16 protein-coding genes are annotated in these 15,195 nt (G+C 65.0%); 8 read left to right on the top strand and 8 right to left on the bottom strand.

The features are described from left to right. Positions 1-60: 60 nt before the first annotated feature. Complete coding sequence (modA, locus tag IB277_RS17510) at positions 61-852, bottom strand: molybdate ABC transporter substrate-binding protein (protein WP_090298028.1); 792 nt, start codon at positions 850-852, stop codon at positions 61-63. A gap of 235 nt (positions 853-1,087) precedes the next feature. Between modA and ung the strand changes: the two genes are divergently transcribed. The 6 genes from ung (at position 1,088) to IB277_RS17540 (ending at position 6,268) form a co-directional block, all read left to right on the top strand. Beyond that, positions 1,088-1,792, top strand: coding sequence for a uracil-DNA glycosylase (gene ung / locus IB277_RS17515; protein ID WP_090298025.1), 705 nt, complete (start codon positions 1,088-1,090; stop codon positions 1,790-1,792). Positions 1,793-1,889: 97 nt separating this feature from the next. After that, positions 1,890-2,660, top strand: coding sequence for a precorrin-6A synthase (deacetylating) (gene cobF / locus IB277_RS17520; protein ID WP_089044913.1), 771 nt, complete (start codon positions 1,890-1,892; stop codon positions 2,658-2,660). A gap of 110 nt (positions 2,661-2,770) precedes the next feature. After that, positions 2,771-4,138, top strand: a complete 1,368-nt coding sequence (gene cobG / locus IB277_RS17525) for a precorrin-3B synthase (protein ID WP_090298108.1) — start codon at positions 2,771-2,773, stop codon at positions 4,136-4,138. Between the two features lie 2 nt (positions 4,139-4,140). Next, entirely contained in the window at positions 4,141-4,773 is a 633-nt protein-coding gene (locus IB277_RS17530; RefSeq protein ID WP_034787118.1) for a precorrin-8X methylmutase, read from the top strand. Then, complete coding sequence (locus tag IB277_RS17535) at positions 4,770-5,507, top strand: precorrin-2 C(20)-methyltransferase (protein WP_110819339.1); 738 nt, start codon at positions 4,770-4,772, stop codon at positions 5,505-5,507. Before IB277_RS17530 ends, IB277_RS17535 begins: the two co-directional genes overlap by 4 nt. Next, on the top strand, positions 5,504-6,268 hold the full coding sequence (locus IB277_RS17540; RefSeq protein WP_060517485.1) for a precorrin-3B C(17)-methyltransferase: 765 nt from the start codon (positions 5,504-5,506) through the stop codon (positions 6,266-6,268). The genes IB277_RS17535 and IB277_RS17540 overlap by 4 nt, the downstream gene beginning before the upstream one ends. On the opposite strand, the gene IB277_RS17545 is transcribed toward IB277_RS17540, so the two are convergent. Continuing rightward, positions 6,247-7,032 carry a cobalt-precorrin-6A reductase gene (locus tag IB277_RS17545; protein WP_090298105.1) on the bottom strand — a complete coding sequence of 262 codons (786 nt, stop codon included), beginning with the start codon at positions 7,030-7,032 and terminating at the stop codon, positions 6,247-6,249. The two genes, IB277_RS17540 and IB277_RS17545, sit on opposite strands and share 22 nt — an antisense overlap. On the opposite strand from IB277_RS17545, the gene cbiE reads away from it, so the two are divergent. Further along, complete coding sequence (cbiE, locus tag IB277_RS17550; RefSeq protein ID WP_090298020.1) at positions 7,001-8,242, top strand: precorrin-6y C5,15-methyltransferase (decarboxylating) subunit CbiE; 1,242 nt, start codon at positions 7,001-7,003, stop codon at positions 8,240-8,242. The genes IB277_RS17545 and cbiE overlap by 32 nt on opposite strands. A gap of 68 nt (positions 8,243-8,310) precedes the next feature. Beyond that, positions 8,311-9,072, top strand: a complete 762-nt coding sequence (cobM, locus tag IB277_RS17555) for a precorrin-4 C(11)-methyltransferase (protein ID WP_090298018.1) — start codon at positions 8,311-8,313, stop codon at positions 9,070-9,072. A gap of 53 nt (positions 9,073-9,125) precedes the next feature. On the opposite strand, the gene mnhG is transcribed toward cobM, so the two are convergent. The 6 genes from mnhG to IB277_RS17585 are packed head-to-tail and all read right to left on the bottom strand — an operon-like array spanning position 9,126 to position 15,162. After that, on the bottom strand, positions 9,126-9,497 hold the full coding sequence (gene mnhG, locus IB277_RS17560; protein ID WP_034787092.1) for a monovalent cation/H(+) antiporter subunit G: 372 nt from the start codon (positions 9,495-9,497) through the stop codon (positions 9,126-9,128). Then, on the bottom strand, positions 9,494-9,775 hold the full coding sequence (locus tag IB277_RS17565; protein WP_034787089.1) for a K+/H+ antiporter subunit F: 282 nt from the start codon (positions 9,773-9,775) through the stop codon (positions 9,494-9,496). Before IB277_RS17565 ends, mnhG begins: the two co-directional genes overlap by 4 nt. After that, positions 9,772-10,257: a Na+/H+ antiporter subunit E gene (locus IB277_RS17570; RefSeq protein WP_034787086.1), complete on the bottom strand. Its 486-nt coding sequence runs from the start codon at positions 10,255-10,257 to the stop codon at positions 9,772-9,774. Before IB277_RS17570 ends, IB277_RS17565 begins: the two co-directional genes overlap by 4 nt. A gap of 3 nt (positions 10,258-10,260) precedes the next feature. Continuing rightward, positions 10,261-11,877: a monovalent cation/H+ antiporter subunit D gene (locus IB277_RS17575; protein WP_090298015.1), complete on the bottom strand. Its 1,617-nt coding sequence runs from the start codon at positions 11,875-11,877 to the stop codon at positions 10,261-10,263. Next, positions 11,870-12,217, bottom strand: a complete 348-nt coding sequence (locus tag IB277_RS17580) for a Na+/H+ antiporter subunit C (protein ID WP_034787081.1) — start codon at positions 12,215-12,217, stop codon at positions 11,870-11,872. The genes IB277_RS17575 and IB277_RS17580 overlap by 8 nt, the downstream gene beginning before the upstream one ends. Further along, a complete protein-coding gene (locus tag IB277_RS17585; protein WP_090298012.1) occupies positions 12,217-15,162 on the bottom strand; it encodes a monovalent cation/H+ antiporter subunit A in 2,946 nt (981 codons plus the stop codon). The genes IB277_RS17580 and IB277_RS17585 overlap by 1 nt, the downstream gene beginning before the upstream one ends. Positions 15,163-15,195: the final 33 nt, after the last annotated feature.

The following is a 15,195-nucleotide window of genomic DNA, read 5'->3' on the forward strand; positions in this document are numbered from 1 at the left end:
CATGACGTTAGATGCTTCGCCTGCCTCTGGACAGACGGCACTAGCGCCTATTTCAGCCGGCTACTTCAGGACTGTGAAGCCCTGCTTTTCAAAGAGTTCGGCAGCCTTTGCCGACTTGACGAAGTCGATGTAGGCGGCCGCATCAGGGCTCTTGCTCTCGGCCGTGATCGCGATCGGGTAGATGATCGGCGGATGGCTGTCTTCCGGGAAGGTGCCGACGACCTTGACGCCCGGGTCTGCCGCGGCATCGGTCTGGTAGACGATGCCGTACGGCGCTTCGCCGCGCGAAACGAGCAGGAGGGCGGCACGCACGCTTTCAGCGCCGGCGACCTTGGCCTCCACGGCCTTCCAGGCGTCGAGCTTTTCGAGCGCAGCCTTGCCGTACTTGCCGGCCGGAACGGAATCGACGGCACCCATGGCAAGGCGACCGTCACCGAGAATGCCAGCGAGATCGAAGCCCTGCTTGATTTCGACCGGGGCAGCGTCCTGCTTGCCGGAGACGAGCACGATGCGGTTGCCGAGCAGGTTTGCGCGGGTGTCGTCCTTGATCAGCTTCTTTTCGGCGAGGTAGTCCATCCAGGCGAGGTCGGCAGAGATGAAGACGTCGGCGGGCGCGCCCTGTTCCACCTGCTTGGCCAGTGCCGAGCTGGCCGCGTAGGAAACGGTCGTTTCCTTGCCACTTTCCTTCTGCCACTCGGCATTGATCGCATCGAGCGCGTTCTTCAGGCTCGCAGCCGCAAAGACCGTCACCTTTTCTTCCGCCTGTGCGGACGCCGGCAGAACACTTGCGCCGGCCCAGGCGAGGCCGAGCGCCAGCACCAGTCCCTTCAGCCAGTCTCTTCTCTTGATCATCGATTTCCCTCCAACGATGCGTGATATCTCTTAGGATACAACGATATCGCCTCCTGATTACCGTTGTATCTGTTGAAATACAATGCTCCTCAAAAGGGCTAGCGTAATACCCGTGTGGTTGTGGCCGCCCGGCAAAACCGGTGCAGCATTCCCGCGGCGGGCGCGATTGGGCTTGCGATGATGTCCGGGCGGCCTAAATTGCGGCCTCGATCCCCTGACATGGAGCGGACGTGCAATGGAAACGGCAGTGAAGCTTGAAGAAAGCTGGAAGGAAGCGTTGGCACCGGAATTCGCCAGCGCCTACATGGCTGACCTCAAGCAGTTCCTCGTGGCCCAGAAGAACGAGGGCCGGCAGATTTTCCCTCGCGGGCCGGAGTATTTTCGCGCGCTCGACCTGACGCCGCTCGACAAGGTGCGCGTGGTCATTCTCGGCCAAGATCCCTATCACGGTGACGGCCAGGCGCATGGGCTCTGCTTCAGCGTTCGCCCCGGTGTCCGGACGCCGCCGTCGCTGGTCAACATCTACAAGGAACTGAATACCGATCTCGGTATTCCGCCGGCGCGTCACGGTTTTCTCGAAAGCTGGGCAAGGCAGGGCGTGCTGCTTTTGAACAGCGTGCTGACGGTAGAGCGCGGGAACGCTGCGTCACACCAGGGTCACGGTTGGGAAAAGTTCACGGATGCGATCATCCGTGCGGTCAACGAGGCCGAGCATCCCGTCGTCTTCATGCTTTGGGGCTCCTATGCGCAGAAGAAGGCGGCCTTCGTCGACCGCTCGCGCCATCTTGTCCTGAGGGCACCACATCCGTCGCCGCTCTCAGCCCATTCCGGCTTTCTCGGCTGCCGGCATTTTTCCCAGGCCAATGCCTTCCTTGAAGGCAAAGGCTTCGATCCGATCGACTGGCGGTTGCCGGAAAATCCGGCTGCGGACATCAACTGAAGGCTTGGCGCGAATGACGGCTTTGTCGTCGCCCCGAGGCCTTGCCTTGGCGGCGGCGATCCGCCTAAGACGCCCGAACGAAATGGCGGAGGCGGGCATGCGCAAAATTCTGATCATCGGCATCGGTTCGGGCAATCCCGAACACATGACCGTGCAGGCGATCAACGCGCTGAACCGCGCCGACGTGCTCTTTATCCCGACCAAGGGAGCGAAGAAGACCGAGCTTGCCGAAGTGCGCCGCGACATCTGCGCCCGCTACGTCACGCGCAAGGACAGTCGCACCGTCGAGTTCGCGGTGCCCGTGCGGCGCACCGAAGGCGTCAGCTATGACGGCAGCGTCGATGACTGGCACGCCCAGATCGCTGGGATTTACGAAGCGCTTCTGTCGAAGGAGTTGGGCGAAGAGGGAACTGGCGCGTTTCTCGTCTGGGGCGACCCGATGCTCTATGACAGCACCATTCGCATCGTCGAGCGGGTCAGGGCACGCGGTGAGGTCGCCTTCGCCTACGACGTCATTCCCGGGATCACCAGTCTGCAGGCGCTTTGCGCCAGCCACCGCATTCCGCTGAACCTCGTCGGCAAGCCGGTGGAGATCACCACGGGGCGTCGGCTGCACGAAAGCTTTCCCGAGAAGAGCCAGACCTCGGTCGTCATGCTCGATGGCGAACAGGCGTTTCAGCGGGTCGAGGACCCGGAGGCGGAGATCTATTGGGGCGCCTATCTCGGCACGCCGGATGAGATCGTCATTTCCGGCCGCGTGGCTGAGGTGAAGGACCGGATCCTTGAAACGCGGGCGGCGGCGCGCGCGAAGATGGGATGGATCATGGACATCTATCTCCTGCGCAAGGGCGCCGACTTCGACGAGTGACGGGGAGGGCCGATCTGCGTCGTGTTTGATCTCACTCAAGGTTTGCGGCTGTGTTATAGCGTCTTAAGAGGCTTCTTCAGGGAGGAGAGCCTCAAGTGATGACGGATTTGATGACCAGCTGCGCCCTTCCATTGACCGGAGAAACCGGCACCGTCGCTTCGATGCGCCGCGGCGCCTGCCCGTCCTTGGCAGAGCCGATGCAGACCGGCGACGGCCTGCTCGTCAGGGTGAGGCCAACGGATGACAGTCTGACGCTGCCGAAGGTCATTGCCCTTGCCACGGCTGCCGAGCGCTTCGGCAATGGCATCATCGAGATTACCGCGCGCGGAAACCTGCAGCTTCGCGGCCTGAGTGCAGCTTCGGTGCCGATGCTGGCGCAGGCGATCGGCGATGCGGAGATCGCCATTGCCAAGGGGCTCGCGATAGAGGTGCCGCCTCTCGCCGGCATCGACCCGGACGAGATCGCCGATCCGCGGCCGATTGCCACCGAGCTTCGTGAAGCGTTGGGTGCGCGCCAGGTGCCGTTGAAGCTTGCACCCAAATTATCCGTCGTCATCGATAGCGGTGGCCGGTTTGGTCTCGGCGCTGTCGTCGCCGACATTCGCCTTCAGGCGGTTTCGACTGTCGCGGGGGTCGCCTGGGTGCTGTCGCTTGGCGGCACGGCAACGAAGGCATCGATCGTCGGGACGTTGGCCGGCAACGCGGTCGTGCCGGCCCTGATCACCATTCTCGAGAAACTGGCGAGCCTAGGCACGACGGTGCGCGGGCGCGATCTGGACCCGTCGGAAATCCGCGCGCTCTGTCGCTGTGAGACATCGTCCGAACGCCCGGCCGCTCCGCGTTCGGCCGCAATACCCGGCATTCATGCGCTGGGTAACGCCGACACCGTTCTCGGCCTCGGTCTGGCCTTTGCTCAGGTGGAGGCCGCCGCGCTGGCATCCTACCTGCATCAGGTCCAGGCGCTTGGCGCCAATGCGATCCGGCTTGCGCCCGGGCACGCCTTCTTCGTCCTCGGCCTTTGCCCCGAGACCGCGGCTGTGGCGCAGAGCCTGGCAGCGTCACACGGTTTTCGCATTGCCGAGCAGGATCCGCGCAACGCGATCGCCACCTGCGCCGGCAGCAAGGGTTGCGCCTCGGCGTGGATGGAAACCAATGGCATGGCCGAGCGCCTCGTCGAGACGGCGCCGGAATTGCTGGACGGGTCGCTCACCGTGCATCTCTCCGGCTGCGCCAAGGGCTGCGCCCGGCCGAAGCCGTCCGAACTGACGCTTGTCGGTGCGCCATCAGGATACGGGCTTGTCGTAAATGGGGCTGCCAATGGCTTGCCAAGCGCCTACACCGATGAGAATGGAATGGGATCCGCCCTTGCCCGGCTCGGCCGGCTGGTGCGGCAAAACAAAGACGCTGGCGAATCGGCGCAGTCCTGTCTTACACGGCTCGGAGCTGCGCGCGTCTCGGCAGCGTTCGAACAGGGATAGACATGCCTGAGTATGATTACATTCGCGATGGCAACGCCATCTACGAGCGTTCCTTCGCCATCATCCGCGCCGAGGCCGATCTGTCGCGCTTCTCCGAAGAGGAAGCGGATCTGGCGGTGCGCATGGTGCACGCCTGCGGTTCCGTCGAGGCGACCAGGCAGTTCGTGTTTTCTCCCGATTTCGTAAGCTCGGCCCGTGCGGCGCTGAAAGCCGGTGCGCCGATCCTCTGCGATGCCGAGATGGTTGCGCACGGTGTCACCCGCGCCCGTCTGCCGGCCGGCAACGAGGTGATCTGCACGCTGCGCGATCCTCGCACGCCCGGCCTTGCGGCCGAGATCGGCAACACCCGCTCCGCCGCAGCCCTAAAGCTCTGGAGCGAGCGGCTGGCCGGTTCGGTGGTCGCGATCGGCAACGCACCGACGGCGCTGTTCTTCCTCTTGGAAATGCTGCGCGACGGCGCGCCGAAGCCGGCGGCAATCCTCGGCATGCCCGTCGGTTTCGTCGGCGCGGCGGAATCGAAGGATGCGTTGGCCGAGAATTCCTATGGCGTTCCCTTCGCCATCGTGCGCGGCCGGCTCGGCGGCAGCGCCATGACGGCGGCAGCGCTCAACTCGCTCGCGAGGCCGGGCCTGTGAGCGGCGTCGGCGTGGGGCGCCTGATCGGTGTTGGGACCGGCCCCGGTGATCCGGAACTTTTGACGGTCAAGGCGGTGAAGGCGCTCGGGCAAGCCGATGTGCTTGCCTATTTCGCCAAGGCCGGGCGAAGCGGTAACGGCCGCGCGGTGGTCGAGGGTCTGCTGAAGCCCGATCTTGTCGAGCTGCCGCTATACTATCCGGTGACGACCGAAATCGACAAGGACGATGGCGCCTACAAGACCCAGATCACCGACTTCTACAATGCGTCGGCCGAAGCGGTAGCGGCGCATCTTGCCGCCGGGCGCACGGTCGCCGTGCTCAGTGAAGGCGACCCGCTGTTCTATGGTTCCTACATGCATCTGCATGTGCGGCTCGCCAATCGTTTCCCGGTCGAGGTGATCCCCGGCATTACCGCCATGTCCGGCTGTTGGTCGCTTGCCGGCCTGCCGCTGGTGCAGGGCGACGACGTGCTCTCGGTGCTTCCGGGCACCATGGCCGAGGCCGAGCTCGGCCGCAGGCTTGCGGATACCCAAGCCGCCGTGATCATGAAGGTCGGGCGCAATTTGCCGAAGATCCGTCGGGCGCTCGCTGCCTCCGGCCGTCTCGACCAGGCCGTCTATGTCGAACGCGGCACGATGAAGAACGCGGCGATGACGGCTCTTGCGGAAAAGGCCGACGACGAGGCGCCCTATTTCTCGCTGGTGCTCGTTCCCGGCTGGAAGGACCGACCATGACCGGTACGCTCTATGTCGTCGGTACCGGACCGGGCAGCGCCAAGCAGATGACGCCGGAAACGGCGGAAGCCGTTGCGGCCGCTCAGGAGTTTTACGGCTACTTTCCCTATCTCGACCGGCTGAACCTCAGACCGGATCAGATCCGTGTCGCCTCGGACAACCGCGAGGAGCTCGATCGGGCACAGGTCGCGCTGACGCGGGCTGCGGCAGGCGTGAAGGTCTGCATGGTCTCCGGTGGCGATCCCGGTGTCTTTGCCATGGCGGCCGCCGTCTGCGAGGCGATCGACAAGGGACCGGCGGAATGGAAGTCGGTTGAACTGGTGATCACGCCCGGCGTGACCGCGATGCTCGCCGTTGCCGCCCGCATCGGCGCGCCGCTCGGTCATGATTTCTGTGCGATCTCGCTTTCCGACAATCTGAAGCCCTGGGAAGTCATCACCCGGCGCCTCAGGCTGGCGGCGGAAGCGGGCTTCGTCATTGCGCTCTACAATCCGATCAGCAAGGCGCGGCCCTGGCAGCTCGGTGAGGCCTTCGAGCTTCTGCGCAGCGTTCTGCCGGCAACGGTTCCGGTCATCTTCGGCCGTGCGGCCGGGCGGCCGGACGAACGGATCGCGGTGATGCCGCTCGGCGAGGCCGATGCCAACCGCGCCGACATGGCGACCTGCGTCATCATCGGCTCGCCGGAGACGCGCATCGTCGAGCGCGACGGCCAACCCGATCTCGTCTACACGCCGCGCTTCTATGCAGGGGCGAGCCAGTGAGCGATGCGGTTGAGTGCCTCGTCGCAACTGCCGACCGTCGGCACGTCCGCGGGCTTGCGCCGCTCGACCATGATCACCTCGATGCCGAGCCGGCGCGCTGCGGCAATCTTGCCGTAGGTGGCGCTGCCGCCGCTGTTCTTGGCGACGATCACATCGATCTGCCGGCTCCTGAGCAACGCGGCTTCATCGGCTTCCGCAAAGGGACCGGTCGCCAGGATCGCCTCCTGGTCGGGCAGATTAAGCGGCGGCGTCACCGGATCGACGCTGCGGATGACGTAGCTGTGCTGCGGCGCGACCTCGAAGTGGAAAGCTTCCTGTCGACCTATCGCCAGGAAGACGCGGCGTCGCCGATCACCGAGCGCGCTGACGGCCTCGACAACGCTATCGACAGCAGTCCAGCGGTCGCCAGGCAGGAGCACCCATTCCGGTCGGCGGAGGGCGATAAGCGCAACGCCGGTTCTTTGCGCTGCGTCCGCGGCGTTGTGCGAAATGCGTGCGGCAAAGGGGTGCGTCGCATCGACCAGCAGCGCGATGTTTTCGTCATGCAGGAAATGCGCCAGCCCATCGGCGCCGCCAAAGCCGCCGATGCGCGTCTTGACCGGCTGCGGCCGCGGGTCCGCGGTGCGGCCGGCCAGCGAGATGGCGGTGTCGTAGCGGACATCTTCGGCCAAGCGGCGCGCGAGTTCGCGTGCCTCGGTGGTGCCACCCAGAATCAGAATACGAGGTTTTTCCATGGCTGACGTGTCGAACAGCGAACCCGCCATCGTCTCCCCCTGGCTGACCGTCATCGGTATCGGTGAGGATGGTGTAGCGGGTCTCGGCGACGAGGCCAAGCGGCTGATCGCCGAAGCGCCGGTCGTCTACGGCGGCCATCGTCATCTGGAGCTCGCCGCCTCCCTCATCACCGGCGAAGCGCACAATTGGCTAAGCCCCCTCGAACGCTCGGTCGTCGAGATCGTCGCGCGTCGCGGCAGCCCGGTGGTGGTGCTTGCCTCGGGCGACCCATTCTTCTTCGGCGTCGGCGTGACGCTGGCGCGCCGCATCGCCTCGGCCGAAATACGCACGCTTCCGGCGCCGTCGTCGATCAGTCTTGCCGCCTCGCGCCTCGGCTGGGCGCTGCAGGATGCGACGCTCGTCTCCGTACATGGGCGGCCGCTGGATCTGGTGCGACCGCATTTGCATCCGGGGGCGCGTGTGCTTACGCTCACGTCGGACGGCGCGGGTCCGCGAGACCTTGCCGAGCTTCTGGTTTCAAGCGGCTTCGGTCAGTCGCGACTGACCGTGCTCGAAGCGCTGGGCGGCGCCGGCGAACGGGTGACGACGCAGATCGCCGCGCGCTTCATGCTCGGCCTCGTGCATCCTTTGAACGTCTGCGCCATTGAGGTGGCGGCCGACGAGGGCGCGCGCATCCTGCCGCTTGCCGCCGGCCGCGACGATGCGCTGTTCGAACATGACGGGCAGATCACCAAGCGCGAGGTCCGGGCGCTGACGCTGTCGGCACTCGCACCGCGCAAGGGCGAACTGCTATGGGACATCGGCGGCGGCTCTGGCTCGATCGGCATCGAATGGATGCTCGCCGATCCGACCATGCAGGCGATCACCATTGAGGTGGAGCCGGAGCGGGCAGCGCGCATCGGCCGCAACGCGACGATGTTCGGCGTGCCCGGGCTGACGGTTGTCGAAGGCGAGGCGCCGGCGGCGCTTGCCGGCCTGCCACAACCGGACGCGATCTTCATCGGCGGCGGCGGCAGCGAAGACGGCGTCATGGAAGCAGCGATCGAGGCGCTCAAGTTAGGCGGACGGCTGGTTGCCAACGCGGTGACGACGGACATGGAAGCGGTGCTGCTCGATCATCACGCGCGGCTCGGCGGTTCGCTGATCCGCATCGATATCGCGCGTGCAGGACCCATCGGTGGCATGACCGGCTGGAAGCCGGCCATGCCGGTCACCCAATGGTCGTGGACGAAGGGCTAAAGCAGTTCCAGCGAAAGTGTGACGCGGTTTTGCGTCCGGAACTGCGCAAGAAAAAGAAAGAGTAACCTATGACGGTACATTTCATCGGCGCCGGCCCGGGAGCCGCAGACCTGATCACGGTGCGTGGTCGCGACCTGATCGGGCGCTGCCCGGTCTGCCTTTACGCCGGCTCGATCGTCTCGCTGGAGCTGCTGCAATATTGCCCGCCGGGCGCCCGCATTGTCGATACGGCGCCGATGTCGCTCGACGAGATCGAGGCGGAGTATGTGAAGGCCGAAGCCGAAGGGCTCGACGTGGCGCGGCTTCATTCGGGCGACCTCTCGGTCTGGAGTGCTGTGGCCGAACAGATCCGCCGGCTCGAGAAGCATGGCATTGCCTATACGATGACGCCGGGCGTTCCTTCCTTTGCGGCGGCGGCTTCAGCGCTCGGTCGCGAACTGACCATTCCGGCCGTGGCCCAGAGCCTGGTGCTGACCCGCGTTTCGGGCCGCGCCTCGCCGATGCCGAACTCAGAAACGCTTTCCGCTTTCGGCGCTACTGGATCGACGCTGGCAATCCACCTTGCGATCCATGCGCTTCAGCAGGTGGTCGAGGAACTGACGCCGGTCTACGGTGCCGACTGCCCGGTCGCCATCGTCGTCAAGGCCTCCTGGCCGGACGAACGCGTGGTGCGCGGCACGCTCGGTGACATCGCCGCCAAGGTGGCGGAAGAGCCGATCGAGCGCACGGCGCTGATCTTCGTCGGTCCGGGGCTCGAAGCCTCTGATTTCCGTGAAAGCTCGCTCTACGATCCCGCCTATCAGCGGCGCTTCAGAGGGCGCGGCGAATAGGCCGCACTCCCTCGGGGGTCGGCCTAGGTTTCCCGCTGAGAGGGTTTTGAAACCTATTCTGCCGGTTCTTCGCGCGGCGGCCGCTGCTTGAGCGGGACGCCGCGCTTTTCCTCGACGCGGTCGCGGTAGAGCGCTGCCTGTCCAAGCAGCATCAGCGTCACCGGCGTGGTGGCGACGACGAAGACGATGATCAGGATTTCGTGGAATACCCAGCGGCTCTGCAGCACGGCAAAGCAGATGATAGAGGCGGTGCAGATCATCAGTACGCCGCCGCTGGTCGCCAGCGTCGGTGCGTGCAGGCGCTCGTAGAAGCTGGTGAACCGGAGCAAGCCGACGGAGCCGATCAGCGCCACTGCGGCGCCGAGGACGGTGAGCCCGCAGACGAGAACGGCTGCCCAGACGGGAAGGTCGGTGAGGTGGCTCATTCGATGATCTCCCCGCGCATCAGGAACTTGCCGAAGGCGATCGACGAGACGAAGCCGATCAAAGCCACGATCAAGGCGGACTCGAAATAGAGCGAGTTGGCCGTGCGGATGCCGAAGGTCAAGAGCATCAGCATGGCGTTGATATAGAGCGTGTCGAGGCCGAGGATGCGGTCCTGGGCGCGCGGCCCCCTCACCATGCGATAGAAGGCAAAAGCCATCGCCAGGCCGAGCATGATCTGGGCAATCAGGATCGACCAGATGATTGAAAGTTCCATCATCCGAATATCTCCTTCAGGGCGGTCTCATAGCGCTTGACCGTATCGAGCCAGATGTCCTCGTTCTCCATGTCGAGCACGTGGAAGAGCAGGGACTTGCGGCCGCGATCGTATTCGAGCCAGGCCGTTCCCGGCGTCGCTGTCATGACACAGGCAAGCAGCGCCAGGGCGTTTTCGTCTTCCAGATCGAGATCGATGGTCAGGAAGCCCGAGTTCGGCGGTCGGCGCTGGCCACGCAGGATGACGGCGATGACGGCGATGTTCGAGCGGATCACGTCGACGGCGACGGCAAAGCCGAAGCGCACGATCAACAGAACCCGGCGCGGGTGCGAGCGCACGAGGCCAAGCTTCAGCGTCACCCAGCCAAGACCGGTTGCCAGTACCGTCCCCATCAGGAAGGTGCCGGGCGCAACCGACTGATTGAGCAGGAGCCAGATGATGAGCAGCCCGACGGAGAGCAGGGGATAGGGGAGCCAGGTGCGCATCGCCTATTGCCCTCCCGCCCGCGGCGCTGAGAGCACCCGTTCCGTATAACCCGCAGGATCGAACAGCGAATCCGCTGTTGCCTGCATGTAGCGCATCGCCGGCCCGGCCTGCACGCTTAAGAAGATGCAGGCAGCGAGCAACACGACGACGGGGGTGATCTCGATGACTACGACGCGCGGCACGGTGTTTTCGATCGACGCCCAGAAGGTGCGGATGCCGACGCGGTTCATTGCGATCATCGCGGCGAGACCGGAAACGATCAGCAGCGTGACATAGGTCCAGTCGGCGGCGGAGACCGCCGGGGCGGCTTCCGCTCCCGACAGGCCGAAGAGACCGCCGAGGATCGCGAACTTGGCGACGAAGCCGGAGAGCGGTGGCAGGCCGGCCAGCAAGAGGGCGCAAAGGCAGAAGCACAGGCCGAGGATCGCCATCGTGCCGGGGATCGCCGAGCCGACTTCTTCTTCCTCCTCGTCCTCGTCGGCGTCGCCGTAGGCTTCCATCGTCACCGCAAGAACGTCGGCGCCGGCGTCACGTCCGCGCTCGACCAGTTCGATCAGCAGGAAGAAGGCGGCGATCGTCAGTGTCGAGCTGACGAGGTAAAAGAGCGCACCGGCGATCATGCTTGGGTGGCCGAGGCCGATGGCGGCGAGCAGGGTGCCGGAGGAGACCAGCACCGAATAGGCGGCGAGGCGGCCCATGGCCTGCGATGCGAGCACGCCGATGGCGCCGAAGGCGATCGTCAGCAGGCCGCCGGCAAGCAGGATCGGCTGGCCGAAACCGGCAGACGCGCCGGCACTCGCGCCGAAGACCAGCAGCGACAGCCTGAGGATGACATAGATGCCGACCTTGGTGAGGATCGCAAAGACGGCGGCGACCGGCGGCGTCGCGGCTGCATAGGCCGTCGGCAGCCAGAAGCTCAAGGGCCACATGCCGGCCTTCACCAGGAAGGCCACGCCGAGCACGCCGGCACCGACCTCGACCATCTGGCGATCCTCCGGCGAGAGCGTCGCCAGCTTCATGGAGAGATCGGCCATGTTGAGCGTGCCAGTCGCGCCATAGATCAGGCTGACGCCGATCAGGAAGAGCGAGGAGGCGGCGAGGTTGATCGCGACATAGTGCAGACCGGCCTTGACGCGCAGCGGCCCGGAGCCGTGCAGCAGCAGCCCGTAGGACGCCGCCAGCATGATCTCGAAGAAGACGAAGAGGTTGAAAAGGTCACCGGTCAGGAACGAGCCGTTGAGGCCGGCGATCAAGAGCTGGAACAGCGAATGGAAATGATGGCCCGCGGTGTGCCAGCGCGCGATCGAATAGGCCTGGGCGGCAAGCGCCAGTCCGCTCGTCAGGCACAGCATCAGTGCCGAAAGGCGGTCGAGCACCAGCACGATGCCGAAAGGGGCGGGCCAGTTGCCGAGCTGATAGACGCCGTTGCCTGCGGGCGCCCCATCCATCGAGGCGATCCGCATCAGCACGATCGAGAGGATGAAGAGCGCGAGCGTCGAGACGAAGCTCAGCACACCCTTGAGCGAGCGGTTGCGCTCGTCGATCGGGATCATCGCGGCGCCGACCATCAGCGGCAGCAGGATCGGCAGGATCAGCAGGTGGTGCATCCAGTTAGTCATGGCGCTGCTCCCTGCCGTCGACGTGGTCGGTGCCGGTGAAGCCGCGCGAGGCGAGCAGCACGACGAGGAAGAGCGCGGTCATGGCAAAGCCGATGACGATCGCTGTCAGCACCAGGGCCTGCGGCACCGGATCGGTGAAGCGGCTGAGATCGCCGACACCACCTGGCTCCAGCACCGGCGGCGCGTTCACGCGAAGGCGCCCCATGCCGAAGATGAAGAGATTGACCGCATAGGAGAGCAGCGAGAGGCCGATGATCACCTGGTAGGTGCGCGGGCGCAAAAGCAGGTAGACGCCGGATGCCGTAAGCACGCCGATTGCGGCAGAGAGAATGATCTCCATCAGCGTGCCTCCTTTCGCATGGCGCGTGCATGGGCTCGCGGCGCGCGGATCGACTGGTGGGCGAGCGCGATGAGGATCAGCACGGTTGCGCCGAGCACCAGCGAGAAGACGCCGAGATCGAAGAACAGGGCGCTCGCCAGAGGAAACTTGCCGATGATCGGCAGCGTCACGTATTGCGAATGCGATGTCAGGAACGGATAGCCGAAGAACCAGGAGCCGATGCCGGTCGCAGCGGCCACCAGAAGCCCGATGCTCATCCAGCGCAGCGGATGGATGCGCAGGCGCTCCTCGACCCAGCGGGTTCCGCCGGACATGTATTGCAGGATGAAGCCGATCGACATGGCGATGCCGGCAGCAAAGCCTCCGCCCGGCAGGTCATGGCCGCGCAGGAAGAGGTAGGCTGCGAGCATGCCGATGACCGGGAACATCCAACGCATGATCACCGATGGCACGAACAGGTATTCAGCCACGCTGTCACCCTTGTTGCGATCCGGGTGATCGTCGTCGAAGGCGTTCTGGACGCGCTGCTGTTCCGGAGCCTCCAGGCTGTCGGCCTGCGGGCGGAAGCGCAGCAGCAGGGCGAAGACGGTAAGCGCGACGATCGCCAGCACCGCGATCTCGCCGAGCGTGTCGAAGCCGCGGAAGTCGACGAGGATGACGTTGACGACATTGGTGCCGCCGCCCTCCTTGTAGGCGCGCTCGAGGAAGTAGCTCGCGATCGTGTCAGGCATGGGCCGGGTCATGATCGTATAGGCGATCAGCGCCACGCCGCCGCCGGCGACGACCGCCAGCAGGAAGTCACGCAGGCGCCGGAAGCGGACCTTCAGCGACAAGAGCTCGGTTTCCTCGGTGTCCTCGATGCGCTTCGGCAGCCATCGCAGGCCGAGCAGGATCAGCACCGTCGTGACGATCTCGACGAGGAGCTGTGTAACCGCCAGATCCGGCGCCGAAAGCCAGACGAAGGTGAGGCAGGTGGTGAGCCCGGCGCCGCCGAGCAGCACGAGTGCCGCCAGCCGGTGGAACTTCGCCAGGATCGCAGCACCGATGGCACAGGCGATGCCGACCGCCCAGAGGAGGGCAAAGGCCGGATCGATGCTGCGCACGAGAAGCGGCGGCAGCTCGAAATGATTGAGAAGCAGCGGCAGCGCGCCGGCGGCGATCGCGATGAAGACGAGGAAGCGCATCTGCGGCTGCAGCCGCCGCGTGCCGAGGCGCTGCTCCAGCGAACGCGCCCATTTCCAGGAGAGCGTTACCAGCACGCGCTCGAAGATGCGCTGGCCGTGCAGCAGGCGGAAGATCGGTGGCCCCTCGACGCTGGTGGCGAGGTAGTTGCGCATCAGGAAGTAGAGACCGATGCCGCCGGCAAGAGCGACGAAGCTCATGATCAGCGGCAGGTTCCAGCCGTGCCAGACGGAAAGGCTGTAATAGGGCGTGTTGGCGCCGAGAATGGAGACGACAGCCGTGTGCAGGAACGGGCCGATGGTGATCGCCGGAATGATGCCGACGACGAGGCAGGCGAGCACCAGGAACTCGATCGGCACACGCATCCAGCGCGGCGGCTCGTGCGGCACCTTGGGCAGGTCCTCCGGCGTCTTGCCGAAGAAGACGCTGTGGATGAAGCGCAGCGAATAGGTAACGGCAAACATGCCGGCGAGCGTCGCGACATAGGGCGTCATCGTATCGAGAATGTTGGCCTGGTGCGTTTCGATCGCTTCGGCGAAGAACATTTCCTTCGAGATGAAGCCGTTCAAGAGTGGTACGCCAGCCATGGCCGCGCTCGCGACCATGGCGAGTACCGCCGTTCCAGGCATGTACCTGATCAGCCCTCCGAGCTTGCGCATGTCGCGCGTTCCGGTCTCGTGGTCGATGATGCCGGCCGCCATGAACAGCGACGCCTTGAAGGTCGCGTGGTTGACGATGTGGAAGACCGCGGCGACCGCGGCCAGCGGGCTGCCGAGGCTCAGGAGCACGGTGATCAGGCCGAGATGGCTGATAGTGGAATAGGCGAGCAGGCCCTTGAGGTCCTGCTGGAAGATGGCGAAATAGGCGCCGAGCAGCAGCGTCGAAAGACCGGCAAGGCCAACGATCCAGAACCAGGCCTCGGTGCCGGCCATGACCGGCCAGAGGCGCGCCAAGAGGAAGACGCCTGCCTTCACCATGGTTGCCGAATGCAGATAGGCCGAAACCGGCGTCGGCGCCGACATCGCGTGCGGCAGCCAGAAATGGAACGGGAACTGCGCGCTCTTCGTCAGCGCCCCGAGCAGCACCAGAATCAGTACCGGCATGTAGAGCGGCGAGTTGCGGATGAGGTCGCCGGAGGCGAGCACCACGTCGAGATCGTAGCTGCCGACGATGCGACCCATCAGCAGAAGGCCGACGAGCATGCAGAGGCCGCCTGTGCCGGTTACGGTCAGCGCCATGCGGGCGCCGTCACGGGCGTGGGCATTGTGGTGCCAGTAGCCGATCAAAAGGAAGGAGACGATGCTCGTCAGTTCCCAGAAAACGGCGAGCAGGATGAGATTGCCTGAAAGCACGACGCCGAGCATCGAGCCCATGAAGGCGAGGAAAAGCGACAGGAAGCGCGGCACCGGGTCTTCCGCGGCCATATAGTAGCGGGCGTAAAGCACCACGAGCACGCCGATCGCGGTTACCAGAACCGTGAAGAGCCAGGCGAAGCCGTCCATCCGGAGCGTGAAGTTGAGGCCGAGTTCCGGCAGCCAGGCGATGTCATAGCGCAGGACGCCGCCCGAGGTGACGAAGGGATAGAGGCCGGCGGCGACGAGGAAACAAAGGAGCGCGATCGCTCCTGCAAACCAGGCTGTCGCACCGCGCTGATCGGGCGGAAAGAAGATTGCAAGGAGGCTTCCCACAAATGGGGCGAGAATGAAGACAGAAAGCAATTTTCCCGCGTATTCGATCGTACCGTTCCCTTCGTTCGGGTTCATGGAGAGCGGGCACCCGAGCGCCGTGCTTTCCAA

This window comes from Ensifer sp. ENS07 (assembly GCF_014852185.1).
GTDB classification, from domain to species: domain Bacteria; phylum Pseudomonadota; class Alphaproteobacteria; order Rhizobiales; family Rhizobiaceae; genus Ensifer; species Ensifer adhaerens.

Excerpts from the sequence above, each read along its gene's own strand:
- IB277_RS17585 (WP_090298012.1), bottom strand. The coding sequence starts at position 15,162 with ATGAACCCGAACGAAGGGAACGGTACGATCGAATACGCGGGAAAATTG.
- cobM (WP_090298018.1), top strand. The coding sequence starts at position 8,311 with ATGACGGTACATTTCATCGGCGCCGGCCCGGGAGCCGCAGACCTGATC.
- modA (WP_090298028.1), bottom strand. The coding sequence starts at position 852 with ATGATCAAGAGAAGAGACTGGCTGAAGGGACTGGTGCTGGCGCTCGGC.
- IB277_RS17540 (WP_060517485.1), top strand. The coding sequence starts at position 5,504 with ATGACCGGTACGCTCTATGTCGTCGGTACCGGACCGGGCAGCGCCAAG.
- IB277_RS17530 (WP_034787118.1), top strand. The coding sequence starts at position 4,141 with ATGCCTGAGTATGATTACATTCGCGATGGCAACGCCATCTACGAGCGT.
- cobF (WP_089044913.1), top strand. The coding sequence starts at position 1,890 with ATGCGCAAAATTCTGATCATCGGCATCGGTTCGGGCAATCCCGAACAC.
- mnhG (WP_034787092.1), bottom strand. The coding sequence starts at position 9,497 with ATGAGCCACCTCACCGACCTTCCCGTCTGGGCAGCCGTTCTCGTCTGC.
- IB277_RS17570 (WP_034787086.1), bottom strand. The coding sequence starts at position 10,257 with ATGCGCACCTGGCTCCCCTATCCCCTGCTCTCCGTCGGGCTGCTCATC.
- IB277_RS17575 (WP_090298015.1), bottom strand. The coding sequence starts at position 11,877 with ATGACTAACTGGATGCACCACCTGCTGATCCTGCCGATCCTGCTGCCG.
- IB277_RS17565 (WP_034787089.1), bottom strand. The coding sequence starts at position 9,775 with ATGATGGAACTTTCAATCATCTGGTCGATCCTGATTGCCCAGATCATG.
- cobG (WP_090298108.1), top strand. The coding sequence starts at position 2,771 with ATGACCAGCTGCGCCCTTCCATTGACCGGAGAAACCGGCACCGTCGCT.
- IB277_RS17580 (WP_034787081.1), bottom strand. The coding sequence starts at position 12,217 with ATGGAGATCATTCTCTCTGCCGCAATCGGCGTGCTTACGGCATCCGGC.
- ung (WP_090298025.1), top strand. The coding sequence starts at position 1,088 with ATGGAAACGGCAGTGAAGCTTGAAGAAAGCTGGAAGGAAGCGTTGGCA.
- cbiE (WP_090298020.1), top strand. The coding sequence starts at position 7,001 with ATGGCTGACGTGTCGAACAGCGAACCCGCCATCGTCTCCCCCTGGCTG.
- IB277_RS17545 (WP_090298105.1), bottom strand. The coding sequence starts at position 7,032 with ATGGCGGGTTCGCTGTTCGACACGTCAGCCATGGAAAAACCTCGTATT.